This is a genomic window from Streptomyces sp. NPDC007983, assembly GCF_042958345.1.
In the GTDB taxonomy this organism is placed as follows: Bacteria; Actinomycetota; Actinomycetes; order Streptomycetales; family Streptomycetaceae; genus Streptomyces.
The window spans coordinates 140,030-159,245 of sequence record NZ_JBIBJI010000008.1 but is presented as its reverse complement, the minus strand read 5'-3'; the positions used below and the strand labels follow the sequence as shown (position 1 = coordinate 159,245).

Sequence of the window (19,216 nt, the reverse complement as noted above, 5' to 3'; positions counted from 1 at the left end):
GGAGATGGGAGCGCTCCCATCTTGCGCATGGTCAGCGAGCCGCGCGGGAGTGTCAACCGTCTCGACCGAACCCGGCCGTCACCTTTTGAGACGCGGGAGACATCAACGGAACGCGGTCAGGCGGTCGGCAGCAGGACGACTCCGTCCTCGTCGGCGTGGAGGAGGTCGCCAGGGGTGCGCAGGAGTTCGTGCAGCAGGGCGTTGTCCTCGGGACAGGAGACGGTCCGCACGGGACCGGCGAAGGAGCGGACGGCTCCGTAGGAGATGAACTGCGCGTCGCAGACGCGCAGGCGGTCGCCGTACTGGTCGGCGAGATCGGCGGTGACTGCAGCTTTCACTATTGCATCAAACCGCAGGTTGATACAATCCGCCACGTGGAACACCTCCAGGGACGGGGAGCGGATATGACACGGCCTTCCGGCGAGAACACCGTCGCCTACGTGGGGTCGCGGACGACGCCCGGGCGGAACGGCCGGGGCAAGGGCATCGAGGTCTACGACGTCGGTCCGGGCGCGGACCACTGGACACCGCTGCAAACCGTCGAGCTGGACAATCCGGCCTTCCTGGCCGTCGACCACACCCGGCGGTATCTGTACGCGGTGCACGGCGACCTCACCTACGTCAGCGCCTTCCGCGTCGAGCCCGGCACCGGGCGGCTGAGCGCCCTGGGGCGCCAGGAGACGGGCGGCCGCAATCCGGCACACCTCGCGGTGGCCCCGTCGAACCGCTTCCTGGCGGTGGCCAACCACTCCTCGGGCAGCGTGGCCAGCCTGCCGCTGCGGGAGGACGGCCGGCTCGGGCCGGTCACGGACCTGCTGCTCCTGCCCGGCGAGCCGGGCCCGCACCGGACGGAACAGACCGGTTCCAAGCCGCACCAGGTGCCCTTCACTCCGGACGGGCGTTTCCTCGTCGTGCCGGACAAGGGGCTGGACCGCCTCTTCACGCTGGCCCTGGACGCCACGCCCGGGAAGCTGTCCTTCGGCCCCGTTCCCCACACCGCGACGCGCGAGATGGCCGGTCCGCGCCACATCTGCTTCCACCCCCGCCTGCCGTACGCGTACACGATCGACGAGCTGCGCTCGACGGTGACCACCTACCGGTGGGACGCCGCCCGAGGGGCGCTGGAGAGCGTGCAGACACTGCCCAGTACGGCGCCCTCGGCGACCGGGGACAGCCGCGCCGGCGAGATCGCGGTCACCCCGGACGGGCGGTTCGTCTACGCCTCCAACCGGGGCGGCGCCGGGGACAGCACCCCCGGGGGCCCGGAACCGGACACCATCGGCGTCTTCGCGGTCTCGGCGGCGGAGGGCACGCTGCGGCCGGTGGGCCGGCAGTCGACCGGGGGCGTCCGGCCGCGGTTCTTCTGCTTCGGCCCGGACGGCCGCCGGCTGTTCGCCGCCAACGAGCGCAGCCACACCATCATGGCGTTCGACGTGGACGCGGACACCGGTGCGCTCCGGCCGTCCGGCGAGGCGCTGTCCACGGGATCGCCCGTGTGCGTCGTCTTCTCGCGGACACCGTAAGAGGTCCGGACCTCTTAGGATGAAGTGTCCTCGTCCACCACGTGAAGAGCGCAGGGGCTGATGTCGCGGCCGAACCTGACCACCTCCATCGCCACCCGCCTGGTGGACCTCGTCCGCCACAGCGGCCTCGAGGAAGGGGCCCACGTCACCGAGCAGTGGGCTGCCGACGCGCTGGAGGTCTCGCGCACCCCCGTCCGCAAGGCAATGGTCTTCCTCACCGAGGTCGGCATCCTCACCCGGATCCCGAACCGCGGCTTCTTCCTGTCCCGCAGTGCGGCCACCCTGACCCGGCCCGATCTGTCCGAGGACACGGACATCGAGCAGGAGGCGTATTTCCGGATCGCCGACGACTACGTCGGCGGCCGCTTCACCGGCTCGTTCACCGCCGCCGACATCAGCCGCCGCTACCACCTGACACCGCGCCAGGCCGACCGGGTGCTGGCGCGGATGGACGGTGAGGACCTGGTGCGCCGGCGGGCCGGGGGCCGTGGCTGGGAGTTCCAGCATGTGCTGACCACCGTCGAGGCGCACGACCAGAGTTACCGCTTTCGGATGATCATCGAGCCCGCGGCGCTGCTGGAGCCCGGCTTCGCCGTGGACACCGAGGCGTTCGCGCGGCACCGGCGGCAGCAGGAGGCGCTGCTGCGCGGGGACGTCCTGCTGCTGCCCCGGGCCGAACTGTTCCAGGTCAACGCCTCGTTCCACGAGATGCTGGTGGGCTGCTCGGGGAACCAGTTCCTGCTGGACGCCGTACGGCGGCAGAACCGGCTGCGCCGTCTGATCGAGTACCGCCACCAGGTCGACCGCTCCCGGCTGACCCACCAGGCCCGCGAGCATCTGCGCCTGCTGGACCTGGTGGAGAACGGCGACATCGAGGAGGCCTCGGCGTTCCTGCAGGGCCATCTGGACAAGGTCCGCTCCCTCAAGACCGGGATCGGCGGCGAGGCGTAGCGTCCCTCAGTCGCGCGGTCCCTCAGGCGCGCAGCGTGGGGAGCGCCCAGAAAGGCGACTTGAAGCTGTACATGCCGGTCAGGGAGAGGGCGATCAGAGACATGCCCAGCCAGGGCGAGTGGACGAAGCCCGCGGCGCTGATGAAACCGACAGCCGTGTTGCTGAGGCCGGACGAGAAGTCCTTGACGATCTGGGGCAGCCAGTAGCCCACGCCGAGGCTGCCCGCCTGGTAGACGAAGTACACCACGGCGAGGAGCAGCACCTTGGGGTCGGCCATGACCTTGAGCGTGCCGAGCTTCTTGGCCTGGGAGTTGGCCTGCTGCTCCTTGTCCAGCTCGGCGGTCAGCCACTGCCGCTGCCGCTGGGTGAGCCAGGTGGCGTCGGCCGGGCGCTCGGTCAGTACGAAGAAGCAGGCGATCCCGAGCAGTACGACCGGGGCGCCCTCCAGGATGAACATCCAGCGCCAGCCGCTGAGCCCGAACCAGTCCACATGGTCCATGATCAGCGCGCTGAGCGGGGCGGCGAGGACGTAGGACGCGGGGATCGCGGTCAGGAACAGTGCGGTGGCGGTGGCCACCTCCTTCCTGCGGAACCAGTAGGTCAGATAGACGACGATGCCGGGGAAGAATCCCGCCTCGGCCACCCCGAGCAGGAAGCGCAGCACATACAGCTCGGTGGCGGAGTGGGTGAACGCCATGACGGTGGCGAGGATGCCCCAGCTGACGAGGATGCGGGCGATCCAGCGGCGGGCGCCGAAGCGGGCGAGGGCGAGGTTGCTGGGCACTTCGAAGAGGAAGTAGCCCCAGAAGAACAGCCCGGCGGCCAGGCCGAACGCCTGGCTGCTGAGGCCCAGTTCCTTGTCCATCTCCAGGGCGGCGAAGCCGATGTTCGCGCGGTCGATGTAGTTGACGACGTAGAGCACGAAGAGGAACGGGAGGATGCGCCGGGAAACGGTGCGCATCGTCGCGGCGGCCTCGCGCTGATCGACGTTGATCGCCATAAGGGGCTCCAGACGGCTGAGCGATCGAGCGATTGTATCAATGAGCGGCTTGAGACAATATTGAGCGAGCATTCAGCCGCGTCAAGAGACCGAGGCCATGTTTTGAGTTCCTTGACGTTCCGATGGCATCGCGCCGGTACCGCTCCTGGGGTGCCGCCTACGACAGCAGGGATCATGAACGCTGACCGCACCGCCGTGCTCACCGTGGACGGCCACTCGTACCGCTACCAGCCCCTGGACCGCGTCCTGCCGCGCGCGGAGCGGGACACCCTCACGTACGCGGTGCGGATCCTGCTGGAGAACGTCGCCCGGCGCGCTCCCGCCGCGCTGGCGGAGGTGGCCGACCGGGCCCGGACCGGCGGCGGGACCTGCGAGGTGCCGGTGCACCCGAACCGGATCATGCTGCACGACACGACCTGCCTGCCGGCTCTGGCCGACTTCGCGGCCATGCGGGACAGCGTCGCGGAACTGGGCGGCCACCCGGAGCGGCTGCAGCCCGCCATCCCGGTCGACCTCACCGTGGACCACTCCGTCATCGTCGAGGAGTACGGCCACCCCGACGCCGTCGAGCGCAATCTGCTGATCGACTTCCGTCGCAACCAGGAGCGCTACGAGTTCGTCAAATGGGCCGAGCGCAGCGTGCGGAACTTCCGGGTCGTACCCCCCGGCACCGGCATCATCCACCAGGTCAACATGGAGGCGCTGGCACGGGTCGTCTGGCGGCAGGACGCGGACGACGACGGCCCGCCGTGGCTGTACCCGGACGTGCTCGTCGCGACCGACAGCCACACCCCCATGATCAACGCACTGGGCGTCGTCGGCTGGGGTGTCGGCGGTCTGGAGGGCCAGGCGGCCATGCTGGGCGAGCCGGTCACCATCCCGTACCCGACGGTGGTGGGCGTCCGGCTGACCGGTGGCTTGCGGCCCGGCGTCGGCGCCACCGACCTCGCCCTCACCCTGACCGAGCGCTTGCGGGCCAGGGGTGTGGTGGACGCGTTCGTCGAATTCTGCGGCACCGGTGTCACGACGCTGGGCTGGGCGGAACGCGCCGCGGTCGCCAACATGGCGCCCGAGTACGGGGCCACCTGCGTGTTCTTCCCGTACGACGACGAAACCGCCGCGTATCTGCGGCTCAGCGGGCGGGACGAGGCGCACGTCCGGCTGGTCGACGCCTATCTGACCGCCCAGGGCCTCAAGCGCACCGAGGACCGGCCCGAACCCCGCTACGACGATGTCCTCGACCTCGGCACGGTGGAGCCGAGCATGGCCGGGCCGAACCTCCCCCACCAGCGGCTGTCGCTGTCGCGGGTGCCCGCGTCGTACCGTACGGCGACGGCGGACACCGGCCGGGAGACGGCCGCTGCCGATCCGGCCTTCGGTGAACCGCTCCCCGAGGGCCCGGTGGCCATCGCCTCGATCACCAGCTGCACCAACACCGCCAACCCCGCGCTCATGGTGCAGGCGGGGCTGCTCGCCGAGCGGGCCGTCGAGGCCGGGCTGAGCGCCAAGCCCTGGGTGAAGACGTCCCTCTCCCCCTCTCCCCCGGTTCACGGGTCGTCGAGGAGTATCTGCGGGCGGCCGGGCTGCTGCCCGCGCTGGAGAAGACCGGCTTCCACATCGTCGGTTTCGGCTGCATGACCTGCATCGGCAACTCCGGACCGCTGCACCCGGCGATGGAACACCTCGCCGAGCAGGACGCCATCGAGCCCGTCGCCGTCCTGTCCGGCAACCGCAACTTCCCCGGCCGGGTCAACCCCCGCACCGCGCTCTCCTATCTGGCCTCCCCGCCCCTGGTCGTGGCCTACGCCCTGGCCGGGTCGATCCTGCACGACTTCGGCCGCGACCCCCTGGGCACCACCCCCGACGGCCGTCCCGTCCACTTGGCGGACCTCTGGCCCACCGACGAGGAGGTGAGCGCCCGCATCGCCGAGCACGTCCGCCCCGAGCTGTTCCGGGAGAACGCCGCCCGCCTCCACCACGGCACCGACGCCTGGCGCCGCGTCGAGGCTCCGGGCAGCACCCGCTTCCCGTGGAGCCCCGGGTCGACCTACGTCCGCCGCCCGCCGCATCTGACCGGGCTGCCGGCCACCGCCCCGGACCGCGTCACCCTGGGCCGGGCGAAGGTGCTGCTGCGGCTCGGCGACGACGTCACCACCGACCACATCTCCCCCGCGGGCCGGATCCCCGCCGACAGCGCGGCGGGGCACTGGCCGGCCGAACGCCGGGTCGCCCGCCGCGACCTCAACCAGTACTCCACCCGCCGCAGCAACCACGAGGTCATGCTGCGCGGCGCCTTCACCAACCCGGCGGTGACCAATCTGCTGCCCGGCACCCGGCGGGGAGCGGGCGCCCACGCGTACACCGCCGACCGCGCCCAGGTCCTGCCCGTGTACGAGGCCGCGCCCACCTACCGCGACGCGGGATACGACCTGGTCGTCGTCGCGGGCCGCAACTACGGCGCCGGTTCCAGCCGCGACTGGGCGGCCAAGGCCCAGGCCCTGCTGGGAGTGCGCGCGGTGGTCGCCGAGTCGTACGAGCGCATCCACCGCAGCAACCTGATCGGCATGGGCGTCCTGCCCCTGGAGTTCACCGAGGGCGACAGCGCGTCGGCCCACGCGTTCACCGGAGAGGAGGAACTCTCCTTCGAAGGACTCGGCCATCTGCGCGTCGGCGCCAACCAGGTGATCCTCCACCTCCACGGGGACGACGGCCGCCACACCACGGCGGAACTGCGGCTGCGCGTTCACTCCCGGCAGGAGCTCGCCTACCTCCGCCACGGGGGCATCCTGCCGTACGTGGTCCGCCGCTCCCTTCAGGGCCCATGATGGCCGTGCGGGGACGTTGGCGAGAGAGACGGTGCACATGGACTGGGAGAGCTTCGCGGAGCAAATGGCCGTGATGGCGCGGGACCTGCTGGCGCAGGAGTCGGTGGACTCGACGCTGGACCGGATCACCGAATGCGCCGTGGAGATCGTCGAAGGGTGCGACGCGGCCGGAATCCTGATCCTCCATGGCCGGCGCGTGGAGACCCTGGCCCCGACCGACGGTCTGGTGGTCCGCTCCGATCAGTTGCAGGAGCAGACCGGCGAGGGGCCGTGCTTCGACGCCGCGCTCCACAGCGAGCCCGCCTACCGGATCAGGGACCTCGCCGAGCCGCAGGAGAAGTGGCCCGAGTACGGGCGCCGGGCCCACGAACTGGGCATCGGCAGCATGATGGGATTCCTGCTCTACACGAGGGAAGAGGAACTCGGTTCGCTGAATCTGTATTCACGGAGTACGGGCACCTTCACCAAGGGCAGCGAGACCGCCGGCTGGCTGCTGGCCTCGCACGCCGCCGTCGCGTTCTCCAGCGCCCGCACCGCCGGCCAGCTCCAGCAGGCGCTCTCCACCCGGCACACCATCGGCGAGGCCATGGGCATTCTCATGGAACGCCTCAAGATCGGTGAGGACGATGCCTTCAACGTGCTGCGGCGCGTGTCCCAGGAGCGCAACATCAAGCTGCGGGACATCGCCCGGCAGGTCTGTGAGAGCGGCGGTCTCGACTGACCGCCGAGCCGCCGCGGGGCGGCTCCACCGGCCCGCATTCTGGACCGGAAGAGCCTGGCCGTCGCGTTCCCCCGGGGGATCAGCGGACGGCGTGGCGCGCGAGTACCCGACGCCCGGCCCGGTATGCACGCGCGTCGGGCCCGAATGATGGCCGGTCGGCGGGCGGCCCTGTCGGCCGGTCAGCGGGCGAGGGCCGCGATGATCCCGCCCGCGAGGACCGCCTCGCACTGCCGCGGCGAGAGACGGTGGCGCAGCGGGTATTCCTCGTCCCGGGTGGTGTTGCGTACGCGGAGCGTGGGGTCGTCCGGCCGGGCCAGGGCCTCGTGCAGACCGGACAGCCGCAGCCGGTCGCCGGCCTCGACGCGCTCGTAGTCGCCGGGGTCGTCGAATTCGAGGGCGAGGACGCCGAAGTTGGCGAGGTTCTGCCAGTGGATGCGGGCGTACGACTTGGCGATGACCGCTCGTAGCCCTAGGTAGCGCGGGGTGATGGCGGCGTGTTCGCGCGACGAACCCTGGCCGTAGTTCTCCCCGGCCACGATGAGGTGCCCGGTGTCGTCCCGGACCGACGCGGCGCGCCGGGGGTAGTCGGGGTCCAGCCGGGTGAGGGTGAACTCGGCCAGCTTCGGGATGTTGGACCGGTAGGGCAGGGCTTTCGCCCCGGCCGGGGAGATCTCGTCGGTCGAGACATCGTCACCGGCCTTCAGCAGGACCGGGCCTTCGAGGGTGTCCGGCAGCGGATCGAGATCGGGCAGGGCGGAGATGTTGGGGCCGCGCCGCAGCCGGACGCGGCGGGCCTCGTCCGGCGGCAGCGGTGGCTCCAGCATGGCGGCGTTGACCGACGGCGGTTCGGGGGCGTACGGGGTGGGAGGGGAGGCCGACAGCCGGTCGGCCCAGTCGCGCGGATCCGTGATGACGCCGGTCAGCGCGGAGGCCGCGGCGGTCTCCGGGGAACACAGCCACACCGCGTCGTCCTCGGTGCCGGAGCGGCCGGGGAAGTTGCGCGGGAAGGTACGCAGCGAATTGCGCCCCGCCGCGGGCGCTTGGCCCATGCCGATGCAGCCGAGACAGCCCGACTGGTGGATGCGGCCACCGGCGGCGATCAGGTCGAACGTGGCGCCCGAACGCGTCAGGTCCTGAAGGATCTCGCGGGACGTCGGGTTGATGTCGAGGCTCACCCCCGGCGCCGTCTGCCGCCCCGCCACCATGGCCGCCGGTACGGCGAAGTCCCGGAACCCGGGGTTGGCGGAGGAGCCGATGACCGCCTGCCCGATGGGCTCCCCGGCGGCCTCCCGGACCGGCACGACGTTTCCCGGGGAGGTGGGCCGTGCGATCAGGGGCTCCAGGGACGACAGGTCGATCTCCTCGTCGAGGTCGTACGAGGCGTCCTCGTCGGCGGTGATCGGAACGAAGTCCTCGCCGCGCCCCACCCCCTCCAGGAAGCGGCGCACCGCGTCGTCGGAGGGGAAGACGGTGGTGGTGGCGCCGAGTTCCGCCCCCATGTTCGCGATGACGTGCCGGTCCATGGCGGTGAGGGAGGCCAGGCCGGGCCCGTGGTACTCCAGCACGCGGTGGACGCCGCCCTGCACCCCGTGACGGCGCAGCAGCTCCAGGATCACGTCCTTGGCGCTGACCCATGGTGGCAGTTCCCCGGTCAGCCGGATGCCCCAGATCTTCGGCATGGTGAGGTGGAGCGGCCGTCCGGCCATGGCGAGGGCGACTTCCAGGCCGCCGGTGCCGATCGCCAGCATGCCCAGGGAACCGCCCGCGCAGGTGTGCGAGTCGGACCCGGCGAGTGTTCTGCCGGGAGCGCCGAAGTGCTGCATATGGGTCGGGTGGGAGACCCCGTTGCCGGGTTTGGAGAACCACAGGCCGAAGCGGCGGGCGGCCGAGCGCAGAAACTCATGGTCCTCGGCGTTGCGCTCATCGGCCTGCAGGATGTTGTGGTCGACGTACTGGACGCTGACCTGCGTCCGGACCCGGTCCAGCGCCAGCGCCTCCAGCTCCTGCATCACCAGGGTGCCGGTGGCGTCCTGGGTGAGCGTCTGGTCCACGCGCAGCGCGATCTCCTCCCCCGGCATCATGCGGCCGGACACGAGGTGGTCGCCGATCAGCCGCTGCGTCACGGTGCCGTGTGCGTGGCCATGGGGCAGACCCATAGCGGTACCGCCTTCCCGGTGTGGCGCGGCCGGACCGTCCGGGGCGCCACCATGCGGGTTCCCGTTCCGCGGCCGCCGTACGGGGCCCGCCCCGGCACAGTCACCCGGTCGGGCGTCCCGGCCTCGGGGCCGGGGTCATCAGGCGCGTGAGGTGAGGATGCTGAGCGCGTTGGCCGCGACGATGGCGCCGATGCTCGCCCACTCCGTCCACCCCAGGTTCTGGCCGAGGAGGATCCATCCTACGACGGCGGCGAGGACCGGGTTGACGCTCATGAAGAGCCCGAAGGTCTGGGCGGGCACGCGGCGCAGGGTGAACAGGTCGGCGAGGTAGGGCACGGCGGAGGAGAGGACACCGGCGACGATGGCGTACCCGGCCGCCCCCGGGGTCGGCGGGTGCTGCACGGCGATGACGATTCCGACGGGCAGGAACAGCAGGGCGGAGAGTGCGGCGGCGGCCGCCGACCCCTGCGCTCCGGGGACGCGGCTGCCGACGGTGCGGTTGAGCAGGATGTACGACGCCCAGCAGGCGGCGGCCAGCAGCCCGAGGCCCAGGCCCAGGTAGTCGGTGGAGGGCTGGGGGCGCATCAGGGTGACGACGCCCGCCAGGGCGACCAGCGCACAGCACGCGTCCGTGCGGCGGTGGGAGGCGGACAGGGCGATGGTGAGCGGGCCGAGGAATTCCAGGGTCACCGCCAGCCCGAGGCCGATGCGGTCGATGGCGCTGTACAGGGACAGGTTCATGGCGCCGAAGACCAGGGCCAGCAGCAGCACCGGGCCCCACTGTTCCTTGGTGAAGGTCCGCAAACGGGGGCGGCCGACGGCCAGCAGGACGATGGCGGCGACGTACTGGCGTACCGCGACGACGCCGGTGGCTCCGAGCACGGGGAAGGCGAGGGAGCCGATCGCGGCGCCGGTCTGGTTGGACAGGCCGCTGCCGGCCATGGTGAGCACACCGGCCAGCGGACGCCCGGCCGGTTTCCGGCCCGCCGGGTGCGGCACGTCCGGGCCGGTGTGGTGTGAGGAGGCGATCCGCTGGGCGGGGGCGGAAACGGTGGCGTGGGCTGCGTCCATACCCCGATCGTGCGGTGGCGGGACCGTTGCGCAAAATGCGTTGGACGACGTACCTATACGCTTGGGTTATGGATGTGGAGCTGCGGCAGTTGCGCTGTCTCGTCGCGATCGTGGACGAGGGCACGTTCACCGATGCCGCGATCGCGCTCGGGGTCTCCCAGGCGGCCGTGTCCCGCACCCTGGCCTCGCTCGAACGCGCCCTCGGGGTGCGCCTGTTGCGGCGGACCTCGCGGACCGTGGCCCCGACCGCCACCGGACTGCGGGTGGTGGCGCACGCCCGGCGGGTGCTCGGGGAGGTGGACGGTCTGGTGCGGGAGGCCAGGTCGGGCCACACCCGGCTGCGGATCGGCTACGCCTGGTCGGCGCTGGGCAGCCACACCCCCGCCTTCCAGCGCCACTGGGCCGCCGCACATCCGGAGACCGATCTGCACCTCGTGCGGGTCAACGCGACCACGGCCGGTCTGGCGGAAGGCGCCTGCGATCTGGCCGTGCTGCGCAGACCCCTGGAGGACCGCCGCTTCGACTCCGCCATCGTGGGTCTCGAGCGGCGGCTGTGCGCGATGGCGGCGGACGACCCGCTGGCCTCGCGCCGCTCCATCAGGCTCGCCGACATCGGCGACCGCACGCTGCTGGTCGACCGGCGCACCGGCACCACCACGCCCGAGCTGTGGCCGCCCGGCTCCCGCCCGGCCACCGAGGAGACCCAGGACATCGAGGACTGGCTCAACCTGATCTCCACGGGCCGCTGCGTGGGGATGACGGCCGAGTCCACCGCACACCAGTATCCGCGGCCCGGCGTCGTCTACCGGCCGGTGCGCGATGCCGAGCCGATCGCGGTGCGGCTGGGCTGGTGGCGGGACGATCCGCATCCCGCGGGGCAGGCGGTGATCGAGCTGATCACCGCGCTCTACCGCACGGGGTGACCGGTCACCCCCGCCGGGGCGCGCGGATACGGCCCATGCATCGTGGAGGGACGTTGTCCCCTACGGACGTATTCACCAGGAACCGTGAGGAGTCATCGATGACGACAGCCGAGTCCCGCGAGACGGCGGCCGGGGCCGCCGAGCCCGTGGTGCGCGCCGCCGCCGGTGCGGTGCGTGGCCGCCGGGAGGACGGTCTGGCCGTGTTCCGCGGCATCCCGTTCGCCGAGCCGCCGGTGGGGGACGCGCGGTTCCAGGCGCCGCGCCCGGTGCGCGCCTGGGAGGGGACGCGGGACGCGTTCGTCTTCGGCCCGCCGCCCCCGCAGGAGTCGGGGTTCTTGGGGCGCGCCGGTGTGCTGGAGGCGCCGACGGGCGACGACTGGCTGACGGTCAACGTCTGGACGCCCGAACCGGATCCGGCGGCCCGCCGCCCGGTGATGGTGTGGATCTACGGCGGCGCCTACAAGCTCGGCCACTCCGGCAGCCCCGGCTACGACGCCCGGCACATCGCCCGCGACGGCGACGTCGTCGTGGTCACCCTCAACTACCGGGTCGGCGTCGAGGGCTTCGCCCACCTCGACGGGGCGCCCGCCAACCGGGGTCTGCTCGACCAGGTCGCGGCCCTGGAATGGGTGCGGGAGAACATCGCGGCGTTCGGCGGCGACCCCGGCCGGGTCACCGTGTTCGGGGAGTCGGCCGGAGCCGGATCGGTCGCCTCACTGCTGGCCATGCCGAGCGCGGCGGGGCTGTTCCGGCGCGCCATCGCGCAGAGCGTGCCGGGTACGTACTTCTCCGGCGAGCTGGCCCGGGACATCGCGGGCGCGCTCGCCGCCGAGGCGGGCCTGCGGCCGACCGCCGCCGATCTGTCCACGGTGGATCCACGCCAACTGCCCGCCACGGGTGAGGCGCTGGGTCCCACGATGCGCCGGTACGAGCAGCGGTGGGGGCAGGTCGTCCACACCCTGACCCCCTTCGCGCCCGTCGTGGACGGCGAGGTGCTGCCGACCACCCCGTGGCAGGCGCTGGCGGCGGGGACGGCACGCGATGTGGAGCTGATCGCCGGGCACAACCGGGACGAGTACCGGCTGTTCCTCGCCCTCGGCGGGCAGCTCGGCCGGGCCGGTGAGGAGGAAGCAGCGGCGGCACTGCGCGCGTTCGGGCCGGGGCCGGATGGCGAACGGGCCTATCGCGGCGCCTTCCCCGAAGCCTCGCCCGCCGAACTCCACGAACGGGTCCAGTCCGACTGGCTGTTCCACATGCCCTCGCTGCGGCTGGCCGAGGCCCAGGTGGCCGGGGGCGGCCGTGCGCACCTGTACGAGCTGACCTGGCCCGCCCCGGCGGGCGGCGGCGCCATGGGCGCCTGCCACGGCCTGGACATACCGCTGCTGTTCGGCACCTTCGACGCCGACCTCGGCATGCTCCTGTTCGGCGGCTCCGGCCCCTCGCCGGAGGCCGAGGCGCTGTCGTCCCGGTTCCGCACGGCCTGGACCGCGTTCGCCACGACGGGCGACCCGGGCTGGCCCCCGTACGACCCCGGCCGCCGCCTCACCCAGGTCTTCGACGCGACCCCCGAGGTCACCGCCTACCCGGAGGAGGCCTCCCGCCGCCTCTGGCAGGACCACACCTTCCCGGCCCTGCCGCTGCTCACGTAACGCCTTCGGCGCGCTGGACGTTGGCGACCATCGTGCGCAGCACCTTGAGCGCGGCCACGTACTCCTCGTCGCCGACGCCCTCGTGGACGACGGCGCGCACCCCGGTGACCAGCGCGCGCAGCCGGGCGCGGGCGGCTTCGCCCGCGTCGGTGAGGTGCAGACGCTGCCCGGCGTCGGCCCGCAGCCAGTCGCGGTGCAGCAGCTGGTCGACGACGCGCGGGATCTCGTGCGGCCCGTCCGCGAGGGGTGTCAGCCGCGCGGCCACCTCCGCACGGCTCGGCGCGGCCGGCCAGGAGTGCACGCAGTTGAGCACCCAGTACTGCGCCTGGGTGACGTCGATCCTGGCCATCGCGTCGCGCAGATGCCGGGTGACGGTGGTGTGGGCCAGGCCGGTCCAGTAGCCGACGGGCTGGTTCGCCAGCACGTCGTCGGTGGCGGCGGGATCGGCAGGGGCCTGGTCGGTGAGGCCGTTGCGTAACGGATGCATGATCGCGACGCTACCGCCCGGCGGCGGACGTGAACACGGCCCTGTGCCGGAGGCCGTGGCTCCGGGCGCCCCCGGTGCCATCCGGGCACGGCGGGCGGCCGTACGCTGGGGGCCGTGCACATCTGCTTTGTCTGCAGCGGGAACATCTGCCGCTCGCCGTCCGCCGCACTGGTCTTCGCCGAGCATCTGCGCCGCGCGGGGCTCGACGGTGCGGTGCGGGTCACCAGTGCCGGTATCGGTCCCTGGCACGTCGGCGAGGCCGTCGACGAACGGGCCGGTGAGGTGCTGGCCCGGCGGGGCTATCCGGTCGGGCACGTCGCGGCCCAGGTCGGCGCCGAGCATCTGGACGCCGATCTGTTCCTGGCGATGGACGGCGGCCATGAGCGGGCGCTGCGCCGGCTGGTCGACGATCCGTCCCGGGTCCGGATGCTGCGGTCCTTCGACCCGGACGCGACGGGCGACCTGGATGTGCCCGATCCGTACTACGGCGGCCCGGAGGGATTCGACACGGTGCTGGACATGATCGAAGCCGCGACACCCGGCCTGCTCGCCTGGGCGCGCGAGCGCGTGGGCGCATGACCGGCGAAGGCCCGGGAGCGGCAGCGGGCCGCCTCACCGGCCGCCCGGTGACCGGTGAGCGCCCGATGTCCGGGGCGCTCGCCGAAGTCACCCTCGACGGCGGACAGGTGGTGATGGTCAAGCGCGGTGACGACCCCGGAGCGGTGGAGGCCGAGGCGGCCGGGCTGCGCTGGCTGGCCGACAGCGGCACGGTCCGCGTCCCGGCCGTGCACGGCCACGACCCGCGCTGGCTGGTGACCGACCGGGTTCCGTCCGGTCGCCCGAGTGCCGGGGCAGCGGCCCGGTTCGGGCGCGAGCTGGCCGCGCTGCACGCGTCCGGCGCGCCCGCGTTCGGCGCCCCGCCGCCGGGCGGTCCCGAGGACGCGTACATCGGGCTGGCCCCGATGCGCAACGTCACCGGCGAGGACTGGCCGCGCTGGTACGCCGAGCACCGGGTGCTGCCCTATCTGCGCCGCGCGGTGGACGACGGCACGGTGCGTGCCTCCGAGGCGCCCACGATCGAGCGCGTCTGCGAGCGCCTGCCGGATCTGGCGGGCCCCGCCGAGCCGCCCGCCCGGCTACACGGCGACCTGTGGAACGGCAATGTGCTGTGGGCCGCCGACGGCCAGGCCTGGCTGATCGACCCGGCCGCGCACGGCGGTCACCGGGAAACCGATCTGGCGATGCTGCACCTGTTCGGCTGCCCGCATCTGGACCGGGTGCTGGAGGGCTACCAGGAGGCGGCGCCGCTCGCCGAGGGCTGGGCGGACCGCATCGGACTGCACCAGCTCTTCCCGCTGCTGGTGCACGCGGTGCTGTTCGGACGCGGCTACGCCGAGCAGGCACTCGCGGCGGCCCGGGCCGCACTGGCGAACTAGACACCCCTCATGCGCGGGCCGCGCGGGCGAGCCGGTCGGCGAGGGCCGCGACGAGGTCGCGCAGCTCATCGGGGCGTTCGATGACGAACGGCAGGTCCAGCGACGCGAGCACACCGGGCAGCCAGTCGAGCCGTTCCACGCGCAGTTCGACGCGGGACCAGGGCGGGGACGGGGGCCGGGACGGGATCTCCTCGACGATCGCGACACTGGCCGGCAGCCGGGTGTGGATCTGTTCGGCCGTCCCCTGGATCCGCAGGGTCACCCGATGCCGGTACGGCGCGGTGGCGAGCCCTTCCAGGACGCGCCGCGCCGGGTCGGCCCCGGCGGGCGGTTCGAAGGAGCCGGGCAGGGTCCGCGCCTCGGCGACGCGGTCCAGCCGGAACGTACGGTCCTCGCCGATCGCGGGGTCCGCGCCGGTCACGTACCACTTGCCCGCGTGGGCGACGAGCCCGTACGGGTGCAGCGTGCGGTCGCCGCTCCGGCCGTCGGCGGCGGTGTACCGGATCCGGACCGGCCGGTGATGGCGCACCGCGTCGGCGATCGCCAGCAGGACCGGGGCCTGCGGGGCGGCTGGCGCACCCGGCGGCGGGGCCGTGAAGGCGAGGGAGTCGAGCACGGCGTCGAGTCGGCGGCGGAGCCGTTCCGGCAGTACCCGCCGGATCTTGGCGGCCGCGGTCTCGCCCGCGGTGTCCGCGGCCGCCGTGCCCGTGGCCGCCGTCAGGCCGCCGCGCCGACCGGCGGCCAGGCCGAGCAGCACGGCGAGCGCCTCGTCGTCGGTCAGCATGAGCGGGGGCATGCGGTATCCGGGGGCGAGCCGGTAGCCGCCGTAGCGGCCGCGCACCGACTCGACGGGCACGTCGAGGTCGATGAGGTGGTCGGCGTACCTCCGCACCGTGCGCTCGTCCACGCCGAGCCGGTCGGCGAGTTCGGCGACGGTGCGGAGGCCGCCCGACTGCAGAAGCTCCAGCAGGGTGAGCACACGGGCGATGGGTCGCGGCATACGGGCAAGTCTGCCGCGGATACCGGGCGGGTTCTGCCCGGTATCCGCCGTAGCGTGCGCTCCGAAGCACCGGAACCCATGCCAGGAGAGCACCCATGGACTTCGTCTCGATCCGCGTCATCACGGGCGACATCACCCGCCTCGTCGGCTTCTACGAACGCGTCACCGGTGCGCGGGCGCACTGGTCCACCGAGGACTTCGCCGAGCTGAGGACCGCCTCGGCCACCCTGGCGATCGGCAGCACCCGCACCGTCCCGCTGTTCGCGCCCGGCTCGTCCCACCCGGCCGACAACCGCAGCGTCATCCTGGAGTTCCGGGTGGACGACGTGGACGAGGTGTACCGGAACCTGACCGGCTTCCTGGAGGACGTCGTCAAGGAGCCCACCACGATGCCCTGGGGCAACCGGTCGCTGCTGTTCCGTGACCCGGACGGCAACCTCGTCAACTTCTTCACACCAGCCGTCCAGGGACGCTGACGTCAGAGAAAGCTGACGTTCTGGGCGAGGGCCAACTGGCTGGAGTAGTTGATGGTGTTGGTGGCCGGGCGCATATAGGCGCGCCAGGAGTCGGAGCCGGACTCGCGGCCGCCGCCGGTTTCCTTCTCGCCGCCGAAGGCGCCGCCGATCTCGGCGCCGGAGGTGCCGATGTTGACGTTGGCGATGCCGCAGTCGGAGCCCTCGGCGGAGAGGAAGAGCTCGGCTTCCTGCTGGTCGCGGGTGAAGATGCTGGAGGACAGGCCCTGCGGGACGTCGTTGTGCAGGGCGATGGCCTCCTCGAGGGTGTCGTAGGTCATGACGTACAGGATCGGGGCGAAGGTCTCCTCCCGTACGACCTCGCTCTGCTCGTCCACGCGGACGATGACGGGTTCGGCGTAGGCGGCCCGCGGCAGCGCCTCGGCCAGGCGGCGGTTGCCGCCCGCCAGGATCTTGCCGCCCTCGGCCTGGACGCGGGTGAGGGCGTGTCGCATGCCGTCGAGGGCCGCGGTGGAGATGAGCGGGCCGACGAGGGTGTCCTCGTCGAAGGGGTTGCCGATGGGGAGCTTGGTGTAGGCGGCGGTCAGCCGGGCGATGAGGGTGTCGGCGATGTCCCGGTGGACGATGAGACGGCGCAGCGTCGTACAGCGCTGCCCGGCGGTGCCGGCCGCGGCGAACACGATGCCCTGGACGGCGAGGTCGAGGTCGGCGGAGGGGGCGACGATGGCGGCGTTGTTGCCGCCGAGTTCGAGCAGGCTGCGGCCGAAGCGGGCGGCGACGCGGGGGCCGACCTCGCGGCCCATGCGGGTGGAGCCGGTGGCGCTGACGAGGGCGACCCGGGGGTCGTCCACCAGCTTCTCGCCGATGGCGCGGTCGCCGAGCAGCAGCCGGTGGACGTCGCGGGGCGCGCCGACGTCCTCGGCGGCCCGGGCGAGGAGCCGGTCGCAGGCCAGGGAGATCAGCGGGGTGAGGTCGGACGGCTTCCAGATCACGGTGTCGCCGCAGGCCAGGGCGACGGCGGTGTTCCAGGACCAGACGGCGGCGGGGAAGTTGAACGCGGAGATGACGCCGACGACGCCGAGCGGGTGCCAGGTTTCGGCGAGGCGGTGGCCGGGGCGTTCGGAGGCGATGGTGCGTCCGTAGAGCTGGCGGGACAGGCCGACGGCGAAGTCACAGATGTCGATCATTTCCTGGACCTCGCCCAGCGCCTCTGAGCGGATCTTGCCCGCCTCGATGGTGATGAGGTCGGCCAGCTCGCCCTTGTGGTCGCGCAGCAACTCGCCCAGGCGGCGTACGAGTTCGCCGCGCCGGGGCGCGGGAGTGGTGCGCCAGGTGAGGAAGGCCGCGCGGGAGGCGGCGATGGCCTCCTCGGCGCCGGCCGGGGTCGCGGCGGCCAGGCCGAACAGGTCCTCACCGGTGATCGGGGTGCGGGCGGTGAGGCCGCTGCCCTCCGGGACGCTGACGCCGACGCGCTCCAGGGCGGTGCGGGCCCGGCCGCGCAGGTCCTCGGTGGTGGGAAGAGCGGTGCTGGTCATGGATGCTCCCTGGGGAGGTCGGGGGTGGGCGGGGTGCGTCGCGGTGTCAGCCGAGCGCGCCGTCGAGTTCCAGCGCTCGGGCGGCCTCGGTGATGGAGCGGTTCTGCTGCTGCTCGTAGAGGGCGAAGGGGTCGAGGACTTCGCGGCCGATGGCGCCGGACAGCCAGGCGCTGTCGTACGCGGTGCCCGCGTGGTCGTTGTTGCGCGCGCCTTCGCCGGTGAGGTTGGACTGGAAGATCCCGGCGGCGGAGCGGGGCAGGAAGTCCTCGTAGACGATGGGTTCGGCGCGCAGCCAGCCCTGGGCCACCAGGTCGCCGAGGTCGGCGGGCGGGCGGTTGCCGTCCCGTGGCCGGTCGGGCACGGCGTGGTAGGTGAAGTAGCCCAGTTTCCGGTCGGCGAGCTGCTGTTCGGTGGCGGGGACGTGTGCCGCCCACAGCGCGCGGGCGATGTCGCCGCGGTCCGCCTCGGGGTGGGCGGCGGCCTCCTCGTCGATACGGGTCAGCAGCCGGTCGTAGAGGGCGCGGCCCTCACGGGTGAGGGCGATGCCGCGCGCCTCGACCTCGCCGAACCGCACCCGCAGCGCCCCGCTGGTCACGCCGCCGTCGGCGGTGCGCATGGCGCGGGGTTCGGCGAGGGCGCGGAAGGAGGTCTGGCGCAGCAGCAGATCGGGGCCGTCCCAGCGCGGGGGACCCTGGATGGTGTCGATCATTTCGATGCCGCGGTCGGTCATGCGCCGGTACAGCTCGTCGATGTCCAGGACGCGCGGGGTGAGGTGGTTGATGTGGGTGGAGCGGACGCCGCCGATGTCCGCGGCGACGGCGGAGACCCGCTCCAGGGTCGCGTACCAGCCCTGGTCGATCGGCTCGGTCGACAGCTCGAAGGCCCGCACGGCCAGTTGGAGGAAGCGTTCCGTCTCCGCTTCGGGCAGTTCGCCTGTCGCCTCGGCCCGGTCGGCGAGGGCGAGCAGTTCCGGCGGGAACAGCTCGCGGGCGGCGAGGAAGGTTTCCAGCCGGGCGCGCAGGTCGTCGTCGAAGAACCGCGGGTCGGCGGGGGTGAGCATGGAGGTGAAGACGCGGAACGGGTTGCGCGCCAGCTCCTCGCCGTCGGTGGGGCGGAAGGCGGTGGAGACGACGGGCACCGCGCTGGCGGCGGCCTCGCGCAGGTCGTAGAAGCCGGTCGGGTGCATGCCGAGGGCGCCGAAGACGCGCGCGACCTGGCTCATCTCCTGCGGGGTGCCGACCCGGATCGCGCCGTGGCGCTCCGCGGTGACCCGGCCGATGGAGCCCAGCCGCTCGGCGTCGGCGCCCCGGGCGCGCAGCACGTCGTCGTTGACCTCGCGGGAGACGTCCACAAGGGTGGTGTAGGCGGGGACCTCCCGCCCGTACATGTCCGAGAGCCGGGCGGCGAACGCGGCGCGCAGCTGCCACTGGCTGAGTGTCCGGCTGGTCATCGGAAGTGCTGCCTTT

Annotated in this window: 18 protein-coding genes; 10 read left to right on the top strand and 8 right to left on the bottom strand. The window is 72.6% G+C overall.

Annotation, left to right across the window (positions count from 1 at the left end; genetic code table 11):
* Positions 1 to 116: 116 nt before the first annotated feature.
* Positions 117 to 338, bottom strand: coding sequence for a hypothetical protein (locus tag ACFZCY_RS25310; protein ID WP_391177498.1), 222 nt, complete (start codon positions 336 to 338; stop codon positions 117 to 119).
* A gap of 66 nt (positions 339 to 404) precedes the next feature.
* Between ACFZCY_RS25310 and ACFZCY_RS25305 the strand changes: the two genes are divergently transcribed.
* Both ACFZCY_RS25305 and ACFZCY_RS25300 read left to right on the top strand, forming a co-directional pair.
* The gene (locus tag ACFZCY_RS25305) at positions 405 to 1,523 is read left to right on the top strand and encodes a beta-propeller fold lactonase family protein (RefSeq protein ID WP_391177496.1); all 1,119 of its coding nucleotides are present in this window, start codon (positions 405 to 407) and stop codon (positions 1,521 to 1,523) included.
* A gap of 60 nt (positions 1,524 to 1,583) precedes the next feature.
* Entirely contained in the window at positions 1,584 to 2,474 is an 891-nt protein-coding gene (locus ACFZCY_RS25300) for an FCD domain-containing protein (RefSeq protein ID WP_391177494.1), read from the top strand.
* A 22-nt stretch (positions 2,475 to 2,496) separates the two neighbouring features.
* Here ACFZCY_RS25300 and ACFZCY_RS25295 read toward each other — a convergent pair whose 3' ends face one another.
* Entirely contained in the window at positions 2,497 to 3,474 is a 978-nt protein-coding gene (locus ACFZCY_RS25295; RefSeq protein WP_391177491.1) for an MFS transporter, read from the bottom strand.
* A 174-nt stretch (positions 3,475 to 3,648) separates the two neighbouring features.
* On the opposite strand from ACFZCY_RS25295, the gene ACFZCY_RS25290 reads away from it, so the two are divergent.
* From ACFZCY_RS25290 to ACFZCY_RS25280, 3 genes are read left to right on the top strand one after another with little or no spacing between them, the layout of a single operon-like run.
* Positions 3,649 to 5,112: an aconitase family protein gene (locus tag ACFZCY_RS25290; RefSeq protein WP_391177488.1), complete on the top strand. Its 1,464-nt coding sequence runs from the start codon at positions 3,649 to 3,651 to the stop codon at positions 5,110 to 5,112.
* Entirely contained in the window at positions 5,043 to 6,299 is a 1,257-nt protein-coding gene (locus tag ACFZCY_RS25285; protein ID WP_391178295.1) for an aconitase family protein, read from the top strand. Before ACFZCY_RS25290 ends, ACFZCY_RS25285 begins: the two co-directional genes overlap by 70 nt.
* 37 nt (positions 6,300 to 6,336) lie before the next feature.
* Positions 6,337 to 7,020 carry an ANTAR domain-containing protein gene (locus ACFZCY_RS25280; protein ID WP_391177485.1) on the top strand — a complete coding sequence of 228 codons (684 nt, stop codon included), beginning with the start codon at positions 6,337 to 6,339 and terminating at the stop codon, positions 7,018 to 7,020.
* A gap of 179 nt (positions 7,021 to 7,199) precedes the next feature.
* Here ACFZCY_RS25280 and ACFZCY_RS25275 read toward each other — a convergent pair whose 3' ends face one another.
* Together ACFZCY_RS25275 and ACFZCY_RS25270 are read right to left on the bottom strand one after the other, a co-directional pair.
* On the bottom strand, positions 7,200 to 9,176 hold the full coding sequence (locus tag ACFZCY_RS25275; RefSeq protein ID WP_391177482.1) for an aconitate hydratase: 1,977 nt from the start codon (positions 9,174 to 9,176) through the stop codon (positions 7,200 to 7,202).
* Between the two features lie 138 nt (positions 9,177 to 9,314).
* Positions 9,315 to 10,247: an EamA family transporter gene (locus ACFZCY_RS25270; protein ID WP_391177478.1), complete on the bottom strand. Its 933-nt coding sequence runs from the start codon at positions 10,245 to 10,247 to the stop codon at positions 9,315 to 9,317.
* 68 nt (positions 10,248 to 10,315) lie between these two features.
* Between ACFZCY_RS25270 and ACFZCY_RS25265 the strand changes: the two genes are divergently transcribed.
* Together ACFZCY_RS25265 and ACFZCY_RS25260 are read left to right on the top strand one after the other, a co-directional pair.
* Positions 10,316 to 11,170, top strand: coding sequence for a LysR substrate-binding domain-containing protein (locus ACFZCY_RS25265; RefSeq protein WP_391177475.1), 855 nt, complete (start codon positions 10,316 to 10,318; stop codon positions 11,168 to 11,170).
* 98 nt (positions 11,171 to 11,268) lie between these two features.
* A complete protein-coding gene (locus ACFZCY_RS25260) occupies positions 11,269 to 12,819 on the top strand; it encodes a carboxylesterase family protein (protein ID WP_391177472.1) in 1,551 nt (516 codons plus the stop codon).
* Here the strand turns inward: ACFZCY_RS25260 and ACFZCY_RS25255 are convergent.
* The gene (locus tag ACFZCY_RS25255; protein WP_391177469.1) at positions 12,812 to 13,306 is read right to left on the bottom strand and encodes a MarR family winged helix-turn-helix transcriptional regulator; all 495 of its coding nucleotides are present in this window, start codon (positions 13,304 to 13,306) and stop codon (positions 12,812 to 12,814) included. The two genes, ACFZCY_RS25260 and ACFZCY_RS25255, sit on opposite strands and share 8 nt — an antisense overlap.
* Before the next feature lie 114 nt (positions 13,307 to 13,420).
* Between ACFZCY_RS25255 and ACFZCY_RS25250 the strand changes: the two genes are divergently transcribed.
* Positions 13,421 to 13,885: a low molecular weight protein-tyrosine-phosphatase gene (locus tag ACFZCY_RS25250; protein WP_391177466.1), complete on the top strand. Its 465-nt coding sequence runs from the start codon at positions 13,421 to 13,423 to the stop codon at positions 13,883 to 13,885.
* On the top strand, positions 13,882 to 14,742 hold the full coding sequence (locus tag ACFZCY_RS25245) for a fructosamine kinase family protein (RefSeq protein ID WP_391177464.1): 861 nt from the start codon (positions 13,882 to 13,884) through the stop codon (positions 14,740 to 14,742). The genes ACFZCY_RS25250 and ACFZCY_RS25245 overlap by 4 nt, the downstream gene beginning before the upstream one ends.
* Before the next feature lie 7 nt (positions 14,743 to 14,749).
* On the opposite strand, the gene ACFZCY_RS25240 is transcribed toward ACFZCY_RS25245, so the two are convergent.
* Positions 14,750 to 15,742, bottom strand: a complete 993-nt coding sequence (locus ACFZCY_RS25240; protein ID WP_391177461.1) for a WYL domain-containing protein — start codon at positions 15,740 to 15,742, stop codon at positions 14,750 to 14,752.
* 95 nt (positions 15,743 to 15,837) lie between these two features.
* On the opposite strand from ACFZCY_RS25240, the gene ACFZCY_RS25235 reads away from it, so the two are divergent.
* Positions 15,838 to 16,218 carry a VOC family protein gene (locus tag ACFZCY_RS25235; protein WP_391177458.1) on the top strand — a complete coding sequence of 127 codons (381 nt, stop codon included), beginning with the start codon at positions 15,838 to 15,840 and terminating at the stop codon, positions 16,216 to 16,218.
* Positions 16,219 to 16,220: 2 nt separating this feature from the next.
* Here the strand turns inward: ACFZCY_RS25235 and ACFZCY_RS25230 are convergent, their stop codons facing one another.
* Together ACFZCY_RS25230 and ACFZCY_RS25225 are read right to left on the bottom strand one after the other, a co-directional pair.
* The gene (locus tag ACFZCY_RS25230; protein ID WP_391177455.1) at positions 16,221 to 17,750 is read right to left on the bottom strand and encodes an aldehyde dehydrogenase family protein; all 1,530 of its coding nucleotides are present in this window, start codon (positions 17,748 to 17,750) and stop codon (positions 16,221 to 16,223) included.
* Between the two features lie 46 nt (positions 17,751 to 17,796).
* Positions 17,797 to 19,200 (bottom strand): 2-oxoadipate dioxygenase/decarboxylase family protein, encoded by a 1,404-nt coding sequence (locus ACFZCY_RS25225; RefSeq protein WP_391177452.1) that lies wholly within the window; start codon positions 19,198 to 19,200, stop codon positions 17,797 to 17,799.
* Between the last annotated feature and the right edge of the window lie 16 nt (positions 19,201 to 19,216).

Coding starts and splice junctions, on each gene's coding strand:
- ACFZCY_RS25295 (WP_391177491.1), bottom strand. CDS start 3,474: ATGGCGATCAACGTCGATCAGCGCGAGGCCGCCGCGACGATGCGCACC.
- ACFZCY_RS25255 (WP_391177469.1), bottom strand. CDS start 13,306: ATGCATCCGTTACGCAACGGCCTCACCGACCAGGCCCCTGCCGATCCC.
- ACFZCY_RS25275 (WP_391177482.1), bottom strand. CDS start 9,176: ATGGGTCTGCCCCATGGCCACGCACACGGCACCGTGACGCAGCGGCTG.
- ACFZCY_RS25290 (WP_391177488.1), top strand. CDS start 3,649: ATGAACGCTGACCGCACCGCCGTGCTCACCGTGGACGGCCACTCGTAC.
- ACFZCY_RS25235 (WP_391177458.1), top strand. CDS start 15,838: ATGGACTTCGTCTCGATCCGCGTCATCACGGGCGACATCACCCGCCTC.
- ACFZCY_RS25230 (WP_391177455.1), bottom strand. CDS start 17,750: ATGACCAGCACCGCTCTTCCCACCACCGAGGACCTGCGCGGCCGGGCC.
- ACFZCY_RS25280 (WP_391177485.1), top strand. CDS start 6,337: ATGGACTGGGAGAGCTTCGCGGAGCAAATGGCCGTGATGGCGCGGGAC.
- ACFZCY_RS25270 (WP_391177478.1), bottom strand. CDS start 10,247: ATGGACGCAGCCCACGCCACCGTTTCCGCCCCCGCCCAGCGGATCGCC.
- ACFZCY_RS25300 (WP_391177494.1), top strand. CDS start 1,584: ATGTCGCGGCCGAACCTGACCACCTCCATCGCCACCCGCCTGGTGGAC.
- ACFZCY_RS25260 (WP_391177472.1), top strand. CDS start 11,269: ATGACGACAGCCGAGTCCCGCGAGACGGCGGCCGGGGCCGCCGAGCCC.
- ACFZCY_RS25245 (WP_391177464.1), top strand. CDS start 13,882: ATGACCGGCGAAGGCCCGGGAGCGGCAGCGGGCCGCCTCACCGGCCGC.
- ACFZCY_RS25265 (WP_391177475.1), top strand. CDS start 10,316: ATGGATGTGGAGCTGCGGCAGTTGCGCTGTCTCGTCGCGATCGTGGAC.
- ACFZCY_RS25240 (WP_391177461.1), bottom strand. CDS start 15,742: ATGCCGCGACCCATCGCCCGTGTGCTCACCCTGCTGGAGCTTCTGCAG.
- ACFZCY_RS25305 (WP_391177496.1), top strand. CDS start 405: ATGACACGGCCTTCCGGCGAGAACACCGTCGCCTACGTGGGGTCGCGG.
- ACFZCY_RS25225 (WP_391177452.1), bottom strand. CDS start 19,200: ATGACCAGCCGGACACTCAGCCAGTGGCAGCTGCGCGCCGCGTTCGCC.